The organism is Haemophilus parainfluenzae, assembly GCF_003253005.1.
GTDB lineage: Bacteria > Pseudomonadota > Gammaproteobacteria > Enterobacterales > Pasteurellaceae > Haemophilus_D > Haemophilus_D parainfluenzae_M.
This window is the reverse complement of record NZ_QEPZ01000006.1, coordinates 1-17,006: the sequence shown is the minus strand read 5'-3', so window position 1 is coordinate 17,006 and position 17,006 is coordinate 1. Positions and strand designations below refer to the sequence as shown.

The following is a 17,006-nucleotide window of genomic DNA, read 5'->3' as shown; positions in this document are numbered from 1 at the left end:
TTCAAATTCTCACGAAAAACTGACCGCACTTTGAAATAAGTTTTTAACATCCCTATAAAAATCAAGTACAATACGGAGCAATTTATTCATCTGAAAAGGATAATTTAATGGCGCGTAAACTAGCAAATGCTGAACCTGATTTTGAAACAACACTTGCACAATTAGAAACAATTGTGACAAAACTTGAAAGCGGTGAATTGCCATTGGAAGATGCGCTGAAAGAATTTGAGAACGGCATTAAATTAACTCAACTTGGTCAAGAACGCTTGCAACAAGCCGAACAACGTATTCAAATTTTGTTACAAAAAAGCGAAACCGCCCCATTAAGTGATTATCAAGGGGACGAGTAATCCATGAGTTATCAATTCGGCACTGAACTCAAACAAGTTCAAGATCGTATTAATCAGTTTTTAGCCAATCAATTTGAAGAAATTGACTCTTATAATGCCCCTTTGCGTGATGCCATGAAATATGGCTTATTGCTAGGTGGCAAACGCGTTCGTCCTTTCCTTGTCTATGCAACGGGAAAAATGCTAGCCGCAGAAATGCCTGCTTTAGATTACGCGGCAGCAGCCATTGAATCTATCCATGCTTATTCTTTAATCCATGATGATTTGCCTGCCATGGATAACGATGAACTTCGTCGTGGTCAACCAACATGTCATATTGCTTTTGATGAAGCGACGGCCATTTTAGCTGGCGATGCGTTACAAACTTTTGCCTTTGAAATTCTTACGCAAGCCCCTTCTCTTTCTGCAGAGCAAAAGTTGCAATTAGTTAAAGTATTGGCTCAAGCATCTGGCGTACAAGGCATGTGTTTAGGGCAAAGTTTAGATTTAATTTCTGAGCATAAACAAGTTAATTTAACTGAATTAGAGCTTATTCATCGCAACAAAACTGGTGCATTGCTAACGGCCGCATTAAAAATGGGTTTTATATGCTCTCCTCACTTTGAAAACAAAGAATTAGAGCAACAACTAGAACGTTATTCACAAGCCATTGGTCTGGCTTTCCAAGTACAAGATGACATTTTAGATATTGAAGGCGACAGTGCGGAAATCGGTAAACCGGTGGGTTCTGATTTAGATTTAGATAAAAGCACTTATCCAAAGCTATTAGGGTTAGAGGGCGCAAAACAAAAAGCGCAAGAACTCTATCAAACCGCCTTACATGAATTAGACAATTTACCTTTTGATACTACCGCATTACGCGCATTAGCTGAATTTATTGTCAACCGTAAAAGTTAATAGTGACAGCACTGACTTTGATTTTTCAAAGTGCGGTCACTTTTTTCACATTTTAGGACTAACGAATATATGAACAACTATCCTCTTTTATCCTTAATTAATTCGCCGGAAGATTTGCGTCTTTTGAATAAAGATCAGCTTCCGCAACTTTGTCAGGAATTACGGAGTTATCTGTTGGAATCCGTTAGTCAAACCAGTGGTCATTTAGCATCTGGTCTTGGTACCGTTGAATTGACGGTTGCACTACACTACATTTACAAAACCCCTTTTGATCAATTAATTTGGGATGTGGGCCATCAAGCTTATCCACATAAAATCTTAACAGGTCGTCGTGATCAAATGTCCACTATTCGCCAAAAAGGCGGCATTCATCCTTTTCCTTGGCGTGAAGAAAGTGAGTTTGATGTATTAAGTGTGGGTCACTCTTCTACTTCTATCAGTGCTGGACTAGGTATTGCTGTTGCGGCAGAACGTGAAAATGCGGGGCGTAAAACCGTTTGTGTGATTGGTGACGGTGCAATCACTGCGGGTATGGCATTTGAAGCCTTAAACCATGCGGGTTCCTTGCATACGGATATGTTGGTCATTTTAAATGACAATGAAATGTCTATTTCTGAAAATGTCGGCGCATTAAATAATCATCTAGCCCGTATTTTCTCTGGTTCATTATATTCAACAGTTCGTGATGGCAGTAAGAAAATTTTAGATAAAGTGCCAACTGTTAAAAACTTTATGAAGAAAACTGAAGAGCACATGAAAGGTGTGATGTTCTCTCCAGAAAGTACGCTTTTTGAAGAGCTCGGTTTTAACTATATTGGACCAATTGACGGGCATAATATTGATGAATTAATTGCTACTTTAAGCAATATGCGTGATCTCAAAGGGCCGCAATTCTTACACATCAAAACTAAAAAAGGAAAAGGTTACGAGCCTGCAGAAAAAGACCCGATCGGTTTCCATGGCGTACCAAAATTTGACCCAACAAGCGGCCAACTTCCTAAATCAAATGCCAAACCAACCTATTCAAAAATCTTTGGCGATTGGTTATGTGGAATGGCGGAACAAGACGATAAATTAGTCGGTATTACCCCTGCAATGCGTGAAGGTTCTGGCATGGTAGAATTTTCAGAACGATTCCCACAACAATATTTTGATGTTGCCATCGCTGAACAACATGCTGTCACTTTTGCTGCGGGCCTTGCAATTGGTGGTTATAAACCTGTTGTAGCTATTTATTCTACCTTTTTACAGCGTGCTTATGATCAGCTTATTCATGATGTCGCCATTCAAAACTTACCTGTTCTCTTTGCTATCGATCGAGCTGGTATTGTAGGAGCGGATGGTCAAACTCACCAAGGTGCTTTTGATTTAAGTTTTATGCGCTGCATTCCGAATATGATCATTATGACACCAAGTGATGAAAACGAATGTCGCCAAATGCTTTATACGGGGTATAAATGTGGTAAACCAGCTGCGGTACGTTATCCGCGTGGAAATGCAATCGGCGTAGAATTAACCCCACTTGCAGAATTAGAAATTGGTCGTTCAAAAATGGTTCGTCAAGGTGAAAAAATCGCGATTTTGAATTTTGGCACACTCTTACCTGATGCTTTATCTGTGGCAGAAAAACTCAATGCGACTGTTGTCGATATGCGTTTTGTGAAACCAATTGATGAAGCTCGTATTCTAGAAGTGGCGAATACCCATGACGTCATTGTGACATTGGAAGAAAATGCGATTCAAGGTGGTGCAGGTTCTGCGGTTTCAGAAGTGCTAAATTCTCATGGAAAAACAACCGCACTTTTACAGCTCGGTTTACCTGATATTTTTATTCCGCAAGGTACACAACAAGAAGCGCTTGCTGAAATTCAATTAGATGAAAAAGGGATTGAAGAGCAAATTATCGCCTTTATAAAGGGCTAAATTCGTTCATTTGGGTTTAATTTTGATATTTTTAAAAATATTTTTCAAAAATATCGAACTATTTCAAAAACACACAGTCTGATACATTGCTAGTGCACTGCATATTGCAGTTATCTTTTTGAAGTTTCTTATAAATTAAGACCTCCCCGCTATTCAAGTTTTGAGTAGCGGTTTTTTCTTTTGGGGAGGTAATAAAAAAGGACGCTTTTCAGCGTCCTAATCTTTGAATCTAAACTTTAAAAAATTAAAGTGCAGATTTTGCTTTTTCAACTAATGCAGCGAACGCCACTTTGTCGAATACAGCGATATCAGCAAGGATCTTACGGTCGATTTCAACAGACGCTTTTTTCAAGCCGTTGATGAATTTGCTGTAAGATAAACCATTTTGACGAGCCGCAGCGTTGATACGTGCAATCCATAATTGACGGAATTGACGTTTACGTTGACGACGGTCACGATATGCGTATTGACCAGCTTTGATCACCGCTTGGAAAGCAACGCGATACACGCGTGAACGTGCACCATAATAACCTTTAGCAGCCTTAAGAACTTTCTTATGGCGTGCTCTTGCAATAACACCACGTTTTACACGAGCCATTATTTAATCTCCTATGTAATATTTTTAACTAATTTAACTAATCGTACGTTTTGCTTAAATAACGGCTTATGCGTATGGTAAGCAAGCTACTACTAAAACTTGGTCTGCTTTCGCAACCATTGATTTATGACGTAAATGACGTTTACGTTTAGTTGTCTTTTTAGTCAAAATATGACGTAAGTGAGATTGTTTACGCTTGAAACCGCCAGAAGCTGTTTTTTTGAAACGCTTAGCAGCACCACGTACTGTTTTAATTTTAGGCATTGTTAAAAAACTCCGCATTTTAAGTTAAACACATAATTAGGCGAATCTGGAGATTACTTGTAGGCACTAATTATTCCAATATGGCAAATTGAATTGCCCTTATCCAAAAGCAATTAGGCTGCGTAGTTTGCCCAATGTGCAGTTGTATTCTCACCGAAGTGAAAATTCGATTATCTAGATCAAATCTAAATAAAAAATTATTTTTTCTTAGGTGCTAACACCATTACCGCTTGGCGACCTTCTAATTTACCTGGTGCAGATTCCACTACTGAAATATCAGCTAAATCGTTTTTAACGCGTTCTAATACGTCTAAACCGATATCTTGGTGAGCCATTTCACGACCACGGAAACGTACGGTAATTTTCGCTTTATCACCATCTTCTAAGAAACGAATTAAGCTACGTAATTTAACTTGGTAGTCACCTTCGTCTGTACCTGGACGGAATTTAATTTCCTTCACTTGTACAACTTTTTGTTTTTTCTTCTGCTCTTTTGCGGTTTTGCTCTTTTCATAGAGGAACTTGCCGTAGTTCATAATACGACAAACCGGTGGTTCGGCATTCGGACTGATCTCAACTAAATCAAGCGCTGCTTGTTCTGCCATCTCTAAGGCCTGTTGAATTGATACAATCCCCGCTTGTTCACCATCTTGGTCAATCAAACGAACTTCTTTTACTCGAATTTCATCGTTAATGCGATTCGGGCGGTTAGCTGCCGGAGCTTTTTTTACGGTTTTAATAATGTTATTCCTTCTATTTATTTAATATAAAACCCACTGCATTTAAAACAGAAGATTTCTTCAATCATTTGCTATAAAAACAAGCAAAAAACGGGCAAAATTTTATAGTATTTGCCACGTTTGTGCAACAAGGATTTCTATTCCTTTAAATATCAGTGGTTAAAGCACTTATTTCAGCTGAAATACTCTCTCCAAATTGAAGCAATTTTTCTAATCTTGCGGTTTCAATACATACCATTGTTCTATATCCTTCTGGTTGCATCGCACTTGGTGTTTTCTCCCAAGGATTCCATAGCACAATTGAATCTGCATGATGATGGGTAATTTGAATACGTCGATTAAATGCTTTATCCACCAACAATGTTTTATTTTCTTCTAATGAATAAATACAATCTACGCCCTGTTCAATTCTGCGAGTTGCAGGTACTTCTGTATATTTACCTTGTAATGAGTCAAAACAACGACTTGGTAAATTTTCGACTTCAATTTGTGAAATATCACCAATATTAAAATAGCTGTGCAATGCGGCTTGAGCAGGTTCTTGCCCTAAATGCGTTAAAGTCATTGTGCATTTATCGGTAAATTCCATTTTCATTTTGGCTTCAATCACACCATATTCAGAAAACAGTGAAAATTCTAACCGCACTTTACTTGCTTGAAGATCATAATCACTTAATTGCCACAAACGTAAACGCGCTGTACCGTGTGAAGGTTGTTTAACGCCTCCAAACCAAGGGTAACAAAGCGGTACACCGCCGCGAATTGCCACACCTTGTGTGAAAGGTTCAATCTCACTTAACCAAAAAATATCCTGCTCTGCCCCTTTAGGCTGCCAATTTAATAGCTGCGCCCCTTGTAATGCAATTCGAGCCGATCCTACTGGGTGATTTAAGATTAAAACAGGAATTTCATTAATATGTTCTAAAGTTAATTCTGGTGTTAATTGTTGAATTTGAGCTGTCATATGCGCCTCCTTGTAATAAGGCTATTATATAGAAGAAAGAGATACTTGAGTTTATTTTTATACCGTGAATATAAAAAACCGCACATCAAAGTGCGGTCATTTTTAATTAAGATTTTAAAGAATTAATTGCTCTTCACCCAACAATTTCAACTCACGTTGTCTTACTTGGGATTTTAAGATTTCAGCAAATTCTTCAATAGTGAAAGTACCTAAATCTGCACCTTTACGGGTACGTACAGCCACTTTGCCTTCTGCGATTTCTTTATCACCGCAAACGAGCATATAAGGCACGCGACGTAAGGTATGTTCGCGGATCTTGAAGCCAACTTTTTCATTACGTAAATCAGCTTTAACACGTAATCCAGCATCAGAAAGTTGTTTCACCACTTTTTGAACGTAGTCTGCTTGACTATCTGTAATGTTCATCACAATCGCTTGAACTGGTGCTAACCATGCAGGGAAGAAACCCGCATATTCTTCAGTAATGATACCGATGAAACGTTCAATCGAACCTAAAATCGCACGGTGAATCATAACTGGTGTACGGCGATCATTATCTTCTGCCACATAAGACGCATTTAAACGACCTGGTAATGCAAAGTCTAATTGGATAGTACCGCATTGCCATTCACGATCTAAGCAGTCACGTAACGCAAACTCAATTTTCGGACCGTAGAATGCACCTTCACCTTCTTGAATTTCATATTCAAGACCGTTATGAGCTAATGCTGCCGCAAGACCTGCTTCTGCACGATCCCACATATCATCTGCACCGATACGTTTCTCAGGACGAGTAGATAGTTTTACTTGAATATTTTGGAAACCGAAAGTGCTGTAAATGTCGTAAACCATTTTAATACAGCTGGTTACTTCGCTTTCAATTTGATCTTCAGTACAGAAAATGTGTGCATCATCTTGAGTGAAGCCACGGACACGCATTAAACCGTGTAAAGAACCTGATGGTTCGTTACGGTGACAAGAACCAAATTCAGCCATACGGATTGGTAAATCACGGTAAGATTTTAAACCTTGGTTAAAGATTTGAACGTGTCCCGGGCAGTTCATTGGTTTAATCGCATATTCACGGTTTTCTGATTGTGTAGTAAACATCAAATCACCGTAGTTTTGCCAGTGACCTGTTTTTTCCCATAACACGCGGTCCATCATGAACGGACCTTTCACTTCTTGATAATCGTATTCTTTTAATTTAGTACGTACGAAGGTTTCCAATTCACGGAAAATTGTCCAACCATCGTTATGCCAGAACACCATACCCGGTGCTTCTTCTTGCATATGATATAAATCTAACGCTTTACCGATTTTACGGTGGTCACGTTTTGCCGCTTCTTCTAAGCGAGTTAAGTATTCTGCTAATTGTTTTTTATCTGCCCAAGCCGTACCGTAGATACGTTGTAACATTTTATTTTTGCTATCACCACGCCAGTATGCACCTGCAACCTTCATTAATTTGAAGTGTTGGCAGAAACGCATATTTGGCACATGTGGCCCACGACACATATCAATGTATTCTTCGTGATGATAAAGCGCAGGCGTTGCGGTACGTTCAATGTTTTCATCTAAGATAGCCATTTTGTATGGCTCGCCGCGTTTTTCAAAAGTATCTCTTGCTTCTTGCCAGCTTACCGGAGTTTTGATTACGTCATAATTGGTTTTCGCCAATTCCAGCATACGTTTTTCGATAGCATCAATGTCTTCTTGCGTTAAAGAACGGTCTAAATCCACGTCATAATAGAAGCCATTTTCAATCGTTGGACCGATTGCCATTTTGACATCTGGGAATAATTGTTTGATAGCGTGACCTAGCAAGTGTGCGCAAGAGTGACGAATAATTTCTAAACCGTCTTCATCTTTTGCAGTAATAATTTCAAGGTTGGCATCTTCATTGATGATGTCACTCGCATCACGACGTTCGCCATTTACACGGCCAGCGATGGTTGCTTTGGCAAGACCGGCTCCGATATCTTGAGCCACTTCTAACACAGAAACTGGACGATCAAATTCACGTTTAGAACCGTCCGGCAAAGTAATAATAGGCATAATTTTTCCTTATACAGTGGTCGCCCATACGAAAGGCAACATGCAAATAATGATTAAAAACAAACCGCACTTTCATTCACTCCCACTATCGAGCAAACCAAGTACGGCGGAGAATTTTAGCACTTTCCACCACACTTGTTAATATCTTGCTGAATTCTTTCCAATGAGTAAATAATGATTTTCCTGATAGCTACTTTATCTATTCAAAATTTCCGATAAAATGACCGCACTTTTGATAAACAGCAATTAAAGGAAACTCTATGAACGTATTAGTATTGAAATCAAGCATCCTTGTAGATAACTCTCAAAGTAATAAATTAGCCGATTACACCATTGAAAAATTAAAAGACCACAACATTGTGGTACGTGATTTAGCGGCGCAACAACTTCCCCATTTTGATGCAACGGCGGCAACTGCGGTACGTGGCGAACCTAAAACTGCAGAAGAAAATGCACTTTTAGCCTTATCTGATGAGTTAGTGGCTGAATTAAAAGCCGCTGATATTATTGTAATTGGTGCACCTATGTATAACTTAGGCATCCCAACACAACTTAAATCTTATTTTGATTTTATCGCTCGCCCTCGTGTGACTTTCCAATACACTGCAAATGGCCCTGAAGGTTTACTTCAAGGTAAAAAAGCGATTGTATTAGCAAGTTTTGGTGGCATGTATGATGAAAACAACAATGTGACAAATTACTTAGAAGCCATTTTAGGTTTTGTTGGTATTACCGATGTTCAGTTTGCTTATGCAAAAGGTATTGGATTAGGTGCAGAGGCAATTGAAAAAGCACAACGTTCAGCAAGAAATAAAATTGATGAGATTGTTGCATCTCTCTAATTACTAAAATCCCCAGATAAGCCATTTTGAGATATGCCTCGAAATGGCTTTTTTCTAATCAACTTCCTCTATTTTTAATATCTTTGGTTAAAAATTAAAAAAATATTGTAAAATCACGCCAATTTTTTGATTATTTTCTTGACTTATGCATTATGTACTAGTTTAATAGTGCAAAAGTTCAGAATACAGGATTGATTATGAAAAATACCCCTTTTATTGCGGTGACCTCTCAACCGGTTCCCTATCACGCCGACACCACCGCAATTTTTAATACGCTTTGCAAACAGAACTCAAATTCTCTTCTCCTCGACTCTGCCGAAATTGGTAGTAAAAATAGCTTACAGAGCCTTATTCTAATTAATGCTTCCGTTAAAATTACTTGTTTAGGCAATCAAGTGACTTTTAGAGCACTGAATGCGAACGGTAAACAAGTGTTAAACGAAATTCATCCAGTGTTAAGCCAACTCGGTACCGTAAGTGCGGTCAATTTTGAGAATGAATTTTCTGTGCAATTCGCGCCGCTCGACAATCAATTAGATGAAGACAGCAAATTACAAGCTGCAACCATTTTTGATGGACTTCGTGTAATTTCTAACCATTATCAACATAGCAGCACACCTGTCTTTTTAGGTGGTTTATTTGCTTATGATTTGGTGGCAAATTTTATTCCAATGCAAGATGTTGAATTAAAAGATGATGGCATTAACTGCCCGGATTACAGTTTCTATCTCGCAGAAAACTTAATCACCATCGATCACCAAAGCCAACAAGCTACATTAAAAAGCTTCTGTTTTAGCCAAGAAGAGCAAGTGGAAGTCGCGAAAACCGCACTTTCTATTGCACAAAAATTAAGAAATATTGATGGTGTACTTTCCATTAAAGCGGCAAGTGATGAGGTCAACACCAACTTTGAAGATCCTGAATTCATCGGCATTGTAAAAGCATTAAAACATCATATTAATATTGGTGATGTGTTCCAAATCGTGCCATCTCGCCGTTTTTCATTGGCCTGCCCGAATACCCTTGCGAGCTATGCACAATTAAAACATAACAATCCAAGCCCATATATGTTCTACATGAACGATGAGGATTTCATTTTATTCGGTGCATCACCAGAAAGTGCGTTGAAATATGCACCGGACAATCGCCAATTAGAAATTTACCCAATTGCAGGTTCTCGCCCGCGTGGGTTTGATGCGCATGGCAATATTGACCCTGAATTGGATGCGCGTTTGGAATTAGAATTGCGTCTTGATCATAAAGAACAAGCTGAACATTTAATGTTGGTGGATTTAGCCCGTAATGATATTGCTCGCGTTTGCCAAAGCGGTACGCGTAAAGTCGCTGAACTAATGCAAGTGGATCGCTATTCTCACATCATGCACTTGGTTTCTCGCGTAGTGGGTAAATTACGTCCTGAACTTGATGCCTTACACGCTTATCAAGCTTGTATGAATATGGGCACTTTAACTGGTGCGCCTAAAATCAAAGCGATGCAGTTAATCTATCAATTTGAACAGCAAAAACGTCACAGCTACGGCGGTGCGGTCGGTTATCTCACCTCTGATGGTCATTTTGATACCTGTATCGTGATTCGTTCTGCTTTTGTACAAAATGGCATTGCCCATATTCAAGCTGGCTGTGGCGAAGTATTGGATTCTGATCCTCAAATGGAAGCGGATGAAACTCGCCATAAAGCGGCTGCAGTGCTTAAAGCAATCAAACAAATCAATACCCAAGCAAAATAAGGACGATAAATTATGGCTAATATTCTCTTTTTAGATAATTTTGATTCATTCACTTATAACTTAGTGGATCAATTCCGTGTGCTTGGGCATAACGTAAAAATTTATCGTAATGACACTAATTTAGAACAAGTGGTACAAGAAGCATTAAATACACCGGATACGATTCTTGCGCTATCTCCAGGGCCAGGTACTCCGGCTGAGGCAGGTATCTTACTCCCACTTATTGAACGTTTAAAAAATGATGTGCCAATTATCGGTATTTGCTTAGGCCATCAAGCACTTATTCAAGCCTTTGGTGGAGAGGTTGTACATGCAGGCGAAGTATTACATGGTAAAGTATCTCGCATTCAACATGATAACCAAGCCATGTTTAAAGATATTGCTAACCCAATGCCTGTGGCACGTTATCACTCTTTAATGGGTAAAAATCTGCCTGACGAATTTATTGTCAATGCCGATTACAATGGTATTGTGATGGCAATTCGTCATAAAACCTTGCCAATTTGTGCTTTCCAATTCCATCCAGAAAGCATTCTTACCGTGCAAGGTTCGAAATTATTACAACAATCTGTGGAATGGTTATTAAACAGAGATTAAGGAAGAAAAATGATTACCGTATATGGATTAAAAGAAGTGCTTGCACCTCGTCGTCAAGATATTGCTGAAGTAATTTATAACTGTTTAAACCTTGGTTTAGACATTCCTCGCGGAAAGCATGCGATTCGTTTCTTATGTTTAGATAAAGAAGATTTTCTTTATCCTATCGATCGTAACGATGATTACACCGTTATTGAAATTAACCTTATGCAAGGTCGTATGGAAGGGACGAAAAAACGTTTAATCAAAATGCTCTTCAGCGAACTCGAATACAAAATTGGGATTAAATCTCACAACGTTGAAATTACGATTAAAGAACAACCGGCGCATTGTTGGGGTTTCCGTGGTATGACTGGCGATGAAGCGCGCGATTTAGATTACGATATTTACGTATAAGGGACAAGATTATGCAAACGGCTCAATTATTAGAACAACTTTACAGCGGAAAAACACTTAATAAAGAAGAAAGTGCGGTCATTTTTAATGCTATTATGCAAGGCGAACTGAATAACGAACAAATCGCTGCCATGCTGATTGCGTTAAAAGTACGTGGTGCCACCATCGATGAATTAAGTGGTGCGGTATCTGCGTCTTTGCAAAATGCCAAACCATTCCCTCGCCCTGACTACCCTTTTGCGGATATTGTAGGAACAGGTGGCGATGGTCAAAATACCATTAATATTTCTACTGCTAGTGCCATTGTTGCAGCCTCTATGGGGGCAAAAGTAGCCAAACACGGTAACCGTAGCGTATCAAGTAAATCCGGTGCCAGTGATGTATTAACCGCACTCGGTGTGAATGTCAACGTCACACCAGAACAAGCTTGTCAAGCGCTTGATGATATTGGCGTATGTTTCTTATTTGCTCAACAATATCACAGCGGTTTTAAACATGTTGCCCCTGTTCGCTCGGCATTAAAAACGCGTACGCTTTTTAATATTTTAGGTCCATTAATTAATCCAGCTCGCCCAACTTATCATTTGCTTGGTGTGTATGCCCCTGAATTAGTGAAAACCTATGCTGAAACCGCTGTCGCATTAGGTCATCAACATACTTTTGTAGTTCATGGTGCCGGTCTTGATGAAGTCGCCGTACACGGTAAAACGCAAGTCGCCGAAATTAAAAACGGCAAAATTGACTACTTCACCTTAACACCGGAAGATTTTGGTTTAAAAACACAATCTTTAGAAAATTTACGTGGCGGCGAACCGCAAGAAAATGCCCAATATCTGACCGCACTTTTACAAGGTGACGGAAAAGAGGAACATGCCAATGCAGTTGCTGCAAATGTAGCATTATTGTTGAAATTATTTGGTCATGATGACTTAAAACAAAATGTTCAAAATGTGTTGGCTCATCTCGCATCAGGCAAAGCGTTTGAGACACTACAAAATTTAACAAAATATTAAGATAAAGGCCGATTTTATACACCGCAATAAAGCCCCAATAAAATAAGAAGAAAATTTATGATCACGCAAGATTTCACCAAACCAATTGACTCTGCTACGGTGCTACAAAAAATCGTCTTAGACAAAGCCCAATGGGTTAAAGCGAAGGAAGCCGAATTTCCGCTTTCACAATTTAAAGAAAACATTCAAAAATCTGACCGCTCTTTTTATGATGCGTTGGCTAAAGGCACACATCAAAAGCCTGCTTATATTTTGGAATGTAAGAAAGCATCGCCATCTAAGGGATTGATTCGTGGTGAATTTAACTTAGAAGAAATCGCCAATGTATATAAACATTATGCGTCAGCTGTTTCTGTGCTAACGGATGAGAAATACTTTCAAGGTAAATTTGAATATTTGCCGCAAGTACGTGACGTTGTCTCACAACCTGTATTATGCAAGGATTTTATGATCAGCGAATATCAGGTGTATCTTGCACGCTACTATCAAGCTGATGCTATTTTATTGATGCTTTCAGTGGTGAATGATGAAACCTATCGCGTACTGGCTGATCTTGCACATTCTCTTGGCATGGGGGTATTGACAGAAACCAGCAATGAAGAAGAATTTGAGCGTGCCCTTGCTTTAGGTGCAAAAATTATCGGAGTCAACAATCGTAATCTTCACGATCTCACCGTTGATTTAAACCGCGTGGTAGAACTTACACAAAAATATGCCGATCGTATCCCCGCTGATGCACGTATTATCAGCGAATCAGGGATTTATAATCACAGTCAAATTCGTGATTTGCAAAAAGTGGCACATGGCTTTTTAATCGGCAGCAGCCTAATGGGTAGTGCTGATTTAAATAATGCTGTGCGTGAAGTGATTTTTGGCGAAAATAAAGTATGCGGTTTAACTCGTATACAAGATGTCAAAGAGGTTTACGTAAACGGAGCATTATACGGTGGTTTAATTTTCGTCGAACATTCAAAACGCTGTGTGAGCCTACGTCAAGCCCAAGAATTAGTGACAGCATCACCACTTCGTTTTGTGGGCGTATTCCAGAATCAAGAAATTGATTTTATTGTAAAAATCGCTAAACAATTGCAGCTTTATGCCGTTCAGCTACACGGTTCAGAAACGGCTGAATTTATTACCGCACTTCGTCACCAACTGCCTGAGGAAACTCAAATTTGGAAAGCCATTTCAGTCGATACTGAGACACAAAGTGCGGTTGATTTTACGGATGATTTAAATATCGCACGCTATATTTTCGATAGCCAATCTGCTAATCAACAAGGTGGCACAGGAAAAACCTTTAATTGGTCACTCATTCCTGAAAACTTGAAACACAAAATTATTTTGGCTGGTGGTATTTCACCTGACAATATTGAACAAGCCATTAAGCAAGGTTGCCTAGGGGTTGATCTCAATTCTGGTGTAGAAACTGCTGCTGGCGTAAAAGACAGCGAAAAAGTGCGGTCAGTTTTTAAGACGATTTTATTAAATTAATCTGATTGCTAAGGGGAAACATTATGCAAAGAACAGCGTTAGTAACCGGCGCAACTGCCGGATTTGGTGCGGCAATTTGTCGCACACTCATTGAAAATGGCTATCGTGTAATTGGCACAGGGCGTCGTGTCACTCGTTTAGAACAATTACAGCAAGAATTAGGTGAAAACTTCCACTTTCTTGCCTTTGATATTTCAGATCGCCAGGCAACAGAAGATGCTTTCCATTCCCTTCCCGCTAGCTGGCAATCCATTGATTTATTGGTGAATAATGCAGGATTAGCATTAGGCTTAGAAAGTGCTGATAAAGCGAGTTTAGATGATTGGATGAAAATGATTGACACCAATATTAAAGGTCTCGTCACCATCACTCGTCTTGTGTTACCACAAATGGTAGAACATAATTCAGGCCATATTATTAATTTAGGCTCAATTGCAGGCACTTATCCTTATCCAGGTGGAAATATATACGGTGGTACTAAAGCTTTTATCAAACAATTTAGTTTAAATCTTCGAGCCGATCTTGCAGGCACACAAATTCGCGTGACCAATGTTGAGCCTGGTCTTTGCGGTGGAACTGAATTTTCGAATGTCCGTTTTAAAGGCGATGATGCCCGAGCTGAAAAACTCTATGAAAATGTGGAATATGTCAGTCCACAAGATATTGCTAATATTGTTCTATGGCTCAATCAACAACCTGAACATGTCAATATTAATCGCATTGAAGTGATGCCTACTGCACAAACCTTTGCACCACTTAATGTCGCAAGAATTCAAAAATAACAAGGAAATATTATGTCAGAAACCCTTTTAAATCCTTATTTCGGTGAATTTGGTGGAATGTACGTCCCGGAGATTCTCGTACCGGTACTACAACAGCTAGAAAAAGCCTTTGTTGAAGCAAAAGACGATCCTGAATTCCAACGTGAATTTCAAGATTTACTTAAAAATTATGCAGGCAGACCGACCGCTCTTACCCTCTGTCGTAATTTAACCAAAGGGACAAAAGCAAAAATTTATTTAAAACGTGAAGATTTACTTCACGGTGGTGCCCATAAAACCAACCAAGTATTAGGTCAAATTTTATTGGCAAAACGCATGGGTAAAACACGCATTATCGCCGAAACCGGTGCGGGCCAACATGGTGTTGCGACAGCCCTTGCTTGTGCAATGTTAGATATGCCTTGCCGTGTTTACATGGGGGCTAAAGACGTGGAACGCCAATCACCAAACGTCTTCCGTATGCGTTTGATGGGGGCAGAAGTAATTCCTGTACAAAAAGGTTCTTGCTCATTAAAAGATGCGTGTTGTGAAGCAATGCGTGATTGGTCAGCTAATTATGAAAATACCCATTATTTATTGGGTACCGCAGCTGGTCCTCATCCATTCCCGACGATTGTGCGTGAATTCCAAAAAATGATTGGTGAAGAAACCAAACGTCAAATTTTAGAAAAAGAAGGTCGCTTACCCGATGCTGTCATTGCGGCAGTCGGTGGTGGTTCGAATGCAATTGGTATGTTTACTGATTTTATTGATGAAAAAGGTGTACGCTTAATTGGTGTGGAACCCGCTGGTCACGGCGTTGAAAGTGGTGAACATGGTGCACCATTAGGCCATGCAAAAGTCGGTATTTATTTCGGTATGAAATCACCATTAATGCAAACTGAAGATGGTCAAGTAGAAGAATCCTACTCTATTTCTGCTGGATTAGACTTCCCTTCTGTAGGACCTCAACATGCGTACTTGCAAAGTATTGGTCGTGCAGAATACCCAAGTATTACAGATGATGAAGCGTTAAATGCTTTCCAAGAATTAGCAAAACATGAAGGAATTATTCCTGCATTGGAAAGTTCGCATGCATTAGCGCATGCGTTAAAAATGGTTCATCAAGAACCGAATAAAGAACAAATCTTAGTGGTGAATCTCTCTGGTCGTGGTGATAAAGATATTTTCACTGTTGATAAAGTTTTAAAAGAAAAAGGAATGCAATAATGAGCCGTTTTGAAACTAAATTTGCAGAACTTGCAGCGAAAAAAGAAGGGGCTTTTGTACCTTTCGTCACATTATGCGATCCAACATTTGATCGCTCTTTTGAGATTATTTGCACGTTAGTCGAAAATGGCGCAGATGCTTTGGAATTAGGCTTTCCATTTTCTGATCCGCTATTAGACGGTCCTGTTATCCAGGCGGCTAATAATCGTGCATTGAATGCTGGACATAGCACAGAAGATAGCTTTAAATTGCTCGCTAAAGTGCGGTCAAAATATCCAGAAATTCCGATTAGCTTACTCCTTTGTGCAAATTTAATTTTTGCAAAAGGCTTAGATAATTTCTATCAACGTTGTGCAGAAGTCGGCGTGGATGCAGTTTTAGTGGCAGATATTCCACTATTAGCAAAAGAAGACTATGTTCAAGTTGCTAAAAAGCATGGCATTCAACCTGTCTTTATTTGCCCACCAAATGCTGATGTCAAAACGGTACAAGGCGTTGCTGAAAACAGCGAAGGTTATACCTATTTAGTTTCTCGTGCAGGTGTAACAAGTGCGGAGAATCAAGCTCACGCTGCAAACTTAGATACGCTCGTAGAGCAACTCAAAGCCCACAAGGCTCCACCAATTCTACAAGGTTTTGGTATTGCTCAACCAGCTCAGGTGAAAGAAGCCCTTCAACTGGGTGCAGCGGGAGCTATTTCAGGCTCTGCAACGGTAAAAATCATTGAGCGAAACTTAGATAATCAGGCTCAATGCTTATCTGAACTTGCCGAATTTGTTCGCAATATGAAAACTGCAACCAAATAATAAATAAAAAAGTGCGGTCAAATTTGATCTGCACCCCAAAAGTTGGACTCAACAAACCAACAATTGAGGTGCAGATTTTTTATGGGTAAACACTACACAATCAAATTTAAATTACAGGTTCTTCAACCTATTTTGAATGAGAAAATGAGTATTAGAGAAGCTGCTCGTTTTTACAATATTCCTTCCAACGCTCTAGTCGGGACATGGTTGAAACGGTTTGAAAAAAGTGGCATAAAAGGACTTATTCCCCGTAAACCATCAGGACGACCGCCGATGAAACCCCAATATGCAAAAATGCCACCGCCACCCAAAACTGAAGAAGACC

Annotated in this window: 17 protein-coding genes and 1 pseudogene; 13 read left to right on the top strand and 5 right to left on the bottom strand. The window is 39.4% G+C overall.

The genetic code is table 11. The features are described from left to right. Positions 1-107 precede the first annotated feature (107 nt). The 3 genes from xseB (at position 108) to dxs (ending at position 3,170) form a co-directional block, all read left to right on the top strand. Positions 108-350: an exodeoxyribonuclease VII small subunit gene (xseB, locus tag DPV97_RS07685; RefSeq protein ID WP_070712961.1), complete on the top strand. Its 243-nt coding sequence runs from the start codon at positions 108-110 to the stop codon at positions 348-350. Positions 351-353: 3 nt separating this feature from the next. Further along, on the top strand, positions 354-1,247 hold the full coding sequence (ispA, locus tag DPV97_RS07680; RefSeq protein WP_070712963.1) for a (2E,6E)-farnesyl diphosphate synthase: 894 nt from the start codon (positions 354-356) through the stop codon (positions 1,245-1,247). A 69-nt stretch (positions 1,248-1,316) separates the two neighbouring features. Beyond that, on the top strand, positions 1,317-3,170 hold the full coding sequence (dxs, locus tag DPV97_RS07675) for a 1-deoxy-D-xylulose-5-phosphate synthase (protein WP_070712965.1): 1,854 nt from the start codon (positions 1,317-1,319) through the stop codon (positions 3,168-3,170). A 244-nt stretch (positions 3,171-3,414) separates the two neighbouring features. Here the strand turns inward: dxs and rplT are convergent, their stop codons facing one another. The 5 genes from rplT to thrS form a co-directional block, all read right to left on the bottom strand. Next, positions 3,415-3,768 carry a 50S ribosomal protein L20 gene (gene rplT / locus DPV97_RS07670; RefSeq protein ID WP_005596075.1) on the bottom strand — a complete coding sequence of 118 codons (354 nt, stop codon included), beginning with the start codon at positions 3,766-3,768 and terminating at the stop codon, positions 3,415-3,417. 66 nt (positions 3,769-3,834) lie between these two features. After that, the gene (rpmI, locus tag DPV97_RS07665; protein WP_005596065.1) at positions 3,835-4,032 is read right to left on the bottom strand and encodes a 50S ribosomal protein L35; all 198 of its coding nucleotides are present in this window, start codon (positions 4,030-4,032) and stop codon (positions 3,835-3,837) included. Positions 4,033-4,229: 197 nt separating this feature from the next. Further along, entirely contained in the window at positions 4,230-4,772 is a 543-nt protein-coding gene (gene infC / locus DPV97_RS07660) for a translation initiation factor IF-3 (RefSeq protein ID WP_075875453.1), read from the bottom strand. Positions 4,773-4,917: 145 nt separating this feature from the next. Then, positions 4,918-5,736, bottom strand: coding sequence for a D-hexose-6-phosphate mutarotase (locus DPV97_RS07655; protein WP_070712966.1), 819 nt, complete (start codon positions 5,734-5,736; stop codon positions 4,918-4,920). Between the two features lie 114 nt (positions 5,737-5,850). Continuing rightward, the gene (thrS, locus tag DPV97_RS07650) at positions 5,851-7,794 is read right to left on the bottom strand and encodes a threonine--tRNA ligase (protein WP_070712967.1); all 1,944 of its coding nucleotides are present in this window, start codon (positions 7,792-7,794) and stop codon (positions 5,851-5,853) included. Between the two features lie 260 nt (positions 7,795-8,054). On the opposite strand from thrS, the gene DPV97_RS07645 reads away from it, so the two are divergent. The 10 genes and pseudogenes from DPV97_RS07645 to DPV97_RS09735 all read left to right on the top strand — a co-directional run. Continuing rightward, positions 8,055-8,636, top strand: a complete 582-nt coding sequence (locus tag DPV97_RS07645) for an FMN-dependent NADH-azoreductase (protein WP_070712970.1) — start codon at positions 8,055-8,057, stop codon at positions 8,634-8,636. Between the two features lie 197 nt (positions 8,637-8,833). After that, a complete protein-coding gene (gene trpE, locus DPV97_RS07640) occupies positions 8,834-10,384 on the top strand; it encodes an anthranilate synthase component I (protein ID WP_070712971.1) in 1,551 nt (516 codons plus the stop codon). A 12-nt stretch (positions 10,385-10,396) separates the two neighbouring features. Beyond that, positions 10,397-10,981, top strand: coding sequence for an aminodeoxychorismate/anthranilate synthase component II (locus DPV97_RS07635; protein WP_005697516.1), 585 nt, complete (start codon positions 10,397-10,399; stop codon positions 10,979-10,981). A 9-nt stretch (positions 10,982-10,990) separates the two neighbouring features. After that, positions 10,991-11,377, top strand: a complete 387-nt coding sequence (locus tag DPV97_RS07630; protein WP_005629316.1) for a tautomerase family protein — start codon at positions 10,991-10,993, stop codon at positions 11,375-11,377. 11 nt (positions 11,378-11,388) lie between these two features. Next, entirely contained in the window at positions 11,389-12,390 is a 1,002-nt protein-coding gene (trpD, locus tag DPV97_RS07625) for an anthranilate phosphoribosyltransferase (RefSeq protein ID WP_070712974.1), read from the top strand. 57 nt (positions 12,391-12,447) lie between these two features. Then, positions 12,448-13,884, top strand: coding sequence for a bifunctional indole-3-glycerol-phosphate synthase TrpC/phosphoribosylanthranilate isomerase TrpF (gene trpCF / locus DPV97_RS07620; protein WP_070712977.1), 1,437 nt, complete (start codon positions 12,448-12,450; stop codon positions 13,882-13,884). A 23-nt stretch (positions 13,885-13,907) separates the two neighbouring features. Further along, entirely contained in the window at positions 13,908-14,666 is a 759-nt protein-coding gene (locus DPV97_RS07615; protein WP_070712978.1) for an SDR family oxidoreductase, read from the top strand. Positions 14,667-14,678: 12 nt separating this feature from the next. Beyond that, a complete protein-coding gene (gene trpB, locus DPV97_RS07610; protein WP_070712980.1) occupies positions 14,679-15,875 on the top strand; it encodes a tryptophan synthase subunit beta in 1,197 nt (398 codons plus the stop codon). Then, complete coding sequence (trpA, locus tag DPV97_RS07605; RefSeq protein ID WP_070712982.1) at positions 15,875-16,681, top strand: tryptophan synthase subunit alpha; 807 nt, start codon at positions 15,875-15,877, stop codon at positions 16,679-16,681. The genes trpB and trpA overlap by 1 nt, the downstream gene beginning before the upstream one ends. Positions 16,682-16,762: 81 nt before the next feature. Next, positions 16,763-16,891: pseudogene (locus tag DPV97_RS09735) on the top strand (helix-turn-helix domain-containing protein); the annotation flags it as partial. Between the last annotated feature and the right edge of the window lie 115 nt (positions 16,892-17,006).

Bases quoted from the DNA above. Each gene is read 5' to 3' on its own strand.
- thrS (WP_070712967.1), bottom strand. From the start codon at position 7,794: ATGCCTATTATTACTTTGCCGGACGGTTCTAAACGTGAATTTGATCGT.
- xseB (WP_070712961.1), top strand. From the start codon at position 108: ATGGCGCGTAAACTAGCAAATGCTGAACCTGATTTTGAAACAACACTT.
- rpmI (WP_005596065.1), bottom strand. From the start codon at position 4,032: ATGCCTAAAATTAAAACAGTACGTGGTGCTGCTAAGCGTTTCAAAAAA.
- DPV97_RS07630 (WP_005629316.1), top strand. From the start codon at position 10,991: ATGATTACCGTATATGGATTAAAAGAAGTGCTTGCACCTCGTCGTCAA.
- rplT (WP_005596075.1), bottom strand. From the start codon at position 3,768: ATGGCTCGTGTAAAACGTGGTGTTATTGCAAGAGCACGCCATAAGAAA.
- trpCF (WP_070712977.1), top strand. From the start codon at position 12,448: ATGATCACGCAAGATTTCACCAAACCAATTGACTCTGCTACGGTGCTA.
- trpA (WP_070712982.1), top strand. From the start codon at position 15,875: ATGAGCCGTTTTGAAACTAAATTTGCAGAACTTGCAGCGAAAAAAGAA.
- trpB (WP_070712980.1), top strand. From the start codon at position 14,679: ATGTCAGAAACCCTTTTAAATCCTTATTTCGGTGAATTTGGTGGAATG.
- trpE (WP_070712971.1), top strand. From the start codon at position 8,834: ATGAAAAATACCCCTTTTATTGCGGTGACCTCTCAACCGGTTCCCTAT.
- dxs (WP_070712965.1), top strand. From the start codon at position 1,317: ATGAACAACTATCCTCTTTTATCCTTAATTAATTCGCCGGAAGATTTG.
- DPV97_RS07635 (WP_005697516.1), top strand. From the start codon at position 10,397: ATGGCTAATATTCTCTTTTTAGATAATTTTGATTCATTCACTTATAAC.
- trpD (WP_070712974.1), top strand. From the start codon at position 11,389: ATGCAAACGGCTCAATTATTAGAACAACTTTACAGCGGAAAAACACTT.
- ispA (WP_070712963.1), top strand. From the start codon at position 354: ATGAGTTATCAATTCGGCACTGAACTCAAACAAGTTCAAGATCGTATT.
- DPV97_RS07655 (WP_070712966.1), bottom strand. From the start codon at position 5,736: ATGACAGCTCAAATTCAACAATTAACACCAGAATTAACTTTAGAACAT.
- DPV97_RS07615 (WP_070712978.1), top strand. From the start codon at position 13,908: ATGCAAAGAACAGCGTTAGTAACCGGCGCAACTGCCGGATTTGGTGCG.
- DPV97_RS07645 (WP_070712970.1), top strand. From the start codon at position 8,055: ATGAACGTATTAGTATTGAAATCAAGCATCCTTGTAGATAACTCTCAA.